Source organism: Phocaeicola sp., assembly GCF_048170425.1.
In the GTDB taxonomy this organism is placed as follows: Bacteria; Bacteroidota; Bacteroidia; order Bacteroidales; family Bacteroidaceae; genus Phocaeicola.
The window spans coordinates 1-4,469 of sequence record NZ_DBEXBB010000099.1; the positions used below are offsets into that span (position 1 = coordinate 1).

A 4,469-nucleotide genomic window follows, 5' to 3' on the forward strand; every position below is an offset into this window, starting at 1 on the left:
AAGGAAATATCCATGTGAAAATAATTTTATGAAACAAAAATACGGTTTTCCTTCGAAAAAAAGATTGTTTATTTCTGATTTTGAAAAGTTTTGTGCGGTAAAAGGAAGGTGAAAACTTCGTCATAATGTCTAATTTTGCAGCGCTTTTAAAAAAGGACATTATGACAAGAAGCAATTCTCAATTATTTATTCTCGTATTCTTAGGTATATTAACCGCATTTGGTCCGTTTGTGACCGATATGTATCTGCCTACCCTGCCTGCCATGACTGACTATTTTCATACCACTTCCTCACAAGTGCAGTTAGGATTGACGGCCAGCATGATAGGATTGGCTGTCGGGCAATTGTTCTTTGGTCCGCTGAGTGACAAGTATGGTCGCCGGCTTCTTTTGATTGTGGCCATGTGTCTGTTTCTTTTAGCTACGTTGGGGTGTCTCTATTCCCGGAACATCATGCAGTTTGTGGGCTGGAGAGTGGTGCAGGGAATAGCCGGTGCCGGAGGGATTGTGATTTCACGTTCTGTCGCAACCGATAAATATTCCGGCAGGGAACTGGCAAAGATGCTGGCTGTTATTGGAGCTATCAATGGAGTAGCTCCGGTGGCGGCACCTGTGGCCGGAGGAGGAATGGCCGAAAGTGTAGGCTGGCACGGTATTTTCTGGGTATTGTTCGGGTTAGGTGTTTTGTTGCTGGTCGGAAGTTTGTATTTTGTAGAGTCCTTGCCGGCTGCATGTCGCCAGAATACACGTTGGGCAGATGTGTATAAGAGCTTTCTTACCGTCATTCACAATCGCCGGTATGTATGTTATATCCTTCAGTTTGGTTTTGCCCAGGGAGTGTTGTTCGCCAATATCGCTTCCTCTCCTTTTATTATGCAGCAGCATTATGGCTTTTCGCCTTTGATGTTCAGTATCTGTTTTGGAGCCAATGCCATAGCTATTGTCATTTCTGCTACTTCAGCTGTCAGATTTGCCCATCCGGAACAAGCCTTATATAGGGGAAGTGCCGGAATGGTAATCGCTTCTTTCTTTCTGTGTGTGGCATTGTGTGCCGGTTGCAGTTTCTGGATTTATGAAGTGTTGCTTCTGGCGTTGCTTTCCATGTTAGGACTCACTTTTACCGCATCCAATACCTTGGCGATGGATAGTGAACGGGCGAATGCGGGTATGGCATCGGCCTTGCTGGGGGCATTGGGGTTTGCCTTTGGCGGTGTGGTATCTCCGCTTGTGGGGCTGGGCAATATTATGGTCTCTACCGGAATCTTGTTTTTTATTGGTTCTGTATGTGCGTTCGTTTGCACTCGCATGGCACTCCGACGCGCTTTTTCATTGGCACAATATTATCGGAAATAATTTTGCAGCTTTTGCCAGGTAAGTATTATTATTATCTTTGCTCCGATAATTTGAATGTACACCAATGGCTGAAAGAAATTGCATTTATATTAAGAACATGGTTTGTCGTCGTTGTATTCTTACTGTGACGGACATATTTCGAGAAAAGGGCATTTCTCCTTTAGAGGTAGAGTTGGGAACAGTTGTTTTGTCGCATCCCCTTTCTTCTGAGAAGTTGAAGGAGATTCAAGTGCGGCTTGAGCATTATGGTTTTGAAATACTTGATGATAAACGGATGCAAATCGTGGAACAGATTCGTGTGGGTGTGATTGAGTATGTCCGCCAGCCTGAATTGCAAGATAAGATGAATCTTTCGGATTATTTGCAGCAGAAGTGTCATCGGGAATACAGCTTTCTTAGTAAGCTGTTTAGTGAAATGCAAGGACTCAGTATAGAGAAATATTGCATTCAGCAAAAAGTAGAACGGGTCAAGGAGCTGCTTTTTTATGGTGAGCTGACTGTGAGTGAGATAGCTGATAAACTGCATTATTCAAGTGTGGCTCATTTAAGTGCCCAATTCAAATCGTTGACGGGGCTTTCGCCGAGTCGGTTCCGGCAAATGAAAGAACATAAATTGAAGCCGTTGGATGAGATATAAATTATATCCATAATAATGTAACAGCAAGGCGCGTGTCTTTTCCTATTTTTGCCTTGAAACCAAGAAAGAATAGTGAATGAAGGCCATAATTTTATGTATGCTCTGGAACTGGGTAGGATGCGTAACTTTGAATGCCACTGCCTTGGAGAGAACCGTTAAAGGATATGTGATGGACAAGGAAGGAGTTCCTTTGCCTGGAGCCTATGTGTATGATGAGGAGAAACATACTGCGGTAACTGATGAGGAGGGGTATTTTGAATTAGTACTTCCGGAAAATGTAAAACTATTGAGAGCCGCCTATGTAGGTTTTCTTACTCTAATCCATGAAATGGAACGCCCGGATGATGTGCAGATTCTGGTCATGGAGCCTAGTACGGAATTAAAAGAAGTAATAGTTACAGCAGGTGGTATAGGTACTGTCAAGAACCGGAGGAGTGTGCTTAATACAGAAAGTGTTACCTCACATGCTTTGACACGGGCCGCTTGTTGTAATCTTTCAGAAAGTTTTGTGACAAATCCTTCGGTCGACGTGGCCTACAGTGATGCCGTGACAGGAGCCAAGCAAATTCAGTTGCTCGGATTGTCTGGAACATATGTACAGATGCTTACCGAGAATTTTCCCAACTTGCGTGGAGTGGCATCTGCTTATGGACTGGATTACATCCCGGGGCCTTGGATGCAGAGTATACAGGTGTCAAAGGGGGCTGCTTCGGTGAAAAATGGTTTTGAGTCGGTAACCGGGCAGATTGATGTGGAATATAAGAAACCTAAGGTGGCAGATCCTTTGCTGGTGAATCTGTTTGCCAGTAGCACCGGACGGTATGAAGGAAATGTTGTAGGTGCTCTTGAATTGAATGATTATTTATCTACGGCTCTTTTCGTGAATTATTACAATGAGGAGCAGTCGCATGATAAGAACAAGGATACATTTCTGGATATGCCTCAAATGCAGTCGTTTAGTCTGATGAATCGTTGGCATTACCAGACTTCTCGTTTTGTGTCTCAGTCTGGAGTGAAGGTTTTGACTGACAATAGGACCAGCGGGCAGACAGCACATACTTTACAAGTTGCAGAGGCTCCGTTACCTTATCGCATTCATAATGAAGCTCATCGTGTAGAATGGTTTTCGAAGAATGGCTTAATCTTGAATCCGGAGCGGAATGAGAGCGTGGCCCTTATCGTATCAGGTTCTTACCATGATCAGCGTTCGAATTATGCCGATAAGATATATAATGTGTATGAATCGAATGTCTATGCCTCGTTTTTGTATGAAAGTGAATGGAGTGACAGACATAAGCTGGCAACAGGTTTAAATTATAATTGGGATCGATACGTACAAAGTGGCAATGTCGTTGAGAATTATTCTCCTCAGTGGCATGAGATTGTTGAGAGTGTAGGTGGAGGATATGTGGAATATACTTGGAAGCCTGTTAGCAATTTTATGCTGATGGCTGGGCTGCGTGCTGATTATAGTTCTTTGCATCGTTTGTTCGTTACGCCTCGTTTACATGCAAAATATGAGGTAAGTTCTTGGTTAAGTTTGCGTGCTTCTGCCGGGAAGGGGTATCGTACCACTTTTGTGCTTCCAGAGAACAGCTATTTGCTGGCAAGTAACCGTGTATTTCATATCTCGGAAGATTTAAAACAGGAAGAAGCTTGGAATTACGGTATAAGTGCATCCTTTCATATACCAGTGAAAGAAGAAGCGTTGGCAATAAATGCAGAATGGTATTATACGGATTTTAACAACCAGGTTGTGGTCGATTTGGATCAGGATGTACATGGAGTTTATTTTTATAATCTCAAGGGCAGTTCCACTTCCAGTGTGTTTCAGATTGACGCTAGTTATCCTTTGTTCCGAGGTTTTACATTATTGGGAGCTTATCGATGGATGAATGTGAAGTGTACTTATGAAGGAGGGAATATGAGAAAACCTTTAACGAGCCGTTACAAGGCTCTGGTTACAACTTCTTATGAAACTTCGTTGAAAAAATGGCAGTTTGATGCTACAGTACAATTTAATGGTGGAGGGCGTATGCCTGTTCCGGATACGGCTCGTCCGTTGTGGGGAAACTCTTTCCCGTCATTTGCTCAGTTGAGTGCACAAATAACCCGTCGTTTTCGCAGATGGCATATTTATATAGGCGGGGAAAACCTGACCAACTATAAGCAGAATTCTCCAATCATATCTGCGGATAATCCTTACGGGCCTGATTTTGATGCTACAATGGTGTGGGGACCTACGATGGGTTATAAACTTTATGCTGGAATTCGTTATCAGATTTCTAAATTGTAATTATAATGTCTTACTTAAAAATACAGGAAACAATGAAAACTAAATTGACTGTACTGTTTGTGCTAATGATGCTGAGTCTTTCAGTTTCAGCAAAAAATATGACAGTATGTGAAAAAGAAAAGTCAGAAGTAACTTACCTGGTTTCTATGACTTGTGAAAAGTGTCAAAAGCGGATTGAAAATGT

3 protein-coding genes are annotated in these 4,469 nt (G+C 42.6%); all 3 read left to right on the forward strand.

The window, feature by feature from the left end; genetic code table 11:
- The first annotated feature begins 161 nt into the window (after nucleotides 1-161).
- The gene (locus tag ACMJ0U_RS04135) at nucleotides 162-1,352 is read left to right on the forward strand and encodes a multidrug effflux MFS transporter (protein WP_417128370.1); all 1,191 of its coding nucleotides are present in this window, start codon (nucleotides 162-164) and stop codon (nucleotides 1,350-1,352) included.
- 64 nt (nucleotides 1,353-1,416) lie between these two features.
- Complete coding sequence (locus ACMJ0U_RS04140) at nucleotides 1,417-1,989, forward strand: helix-turn-helix domain-containing protein (protein WP_417128371.1); 573 nt, start codon at nucleotides 1,417-1,419, stop codon at nucleotides 1,987-1,989.
- Between the two features lie 76 nt (nucleotides 1,990-2,065).
- On the forward strand, nucleotides 2,066-4,285 hold the full coding sequence (locus ACMJ0U_RS04145; protein ID WP_417128372.1) for a TonB-dependent receptor: 2,220 nt from the start codon (nucleotides 2,066-2,068) through the stop codon (nucleotides 4,283-4,285).
- Nucleotides 4,286-4,469 lie beyond the last annotated feature (184 nt).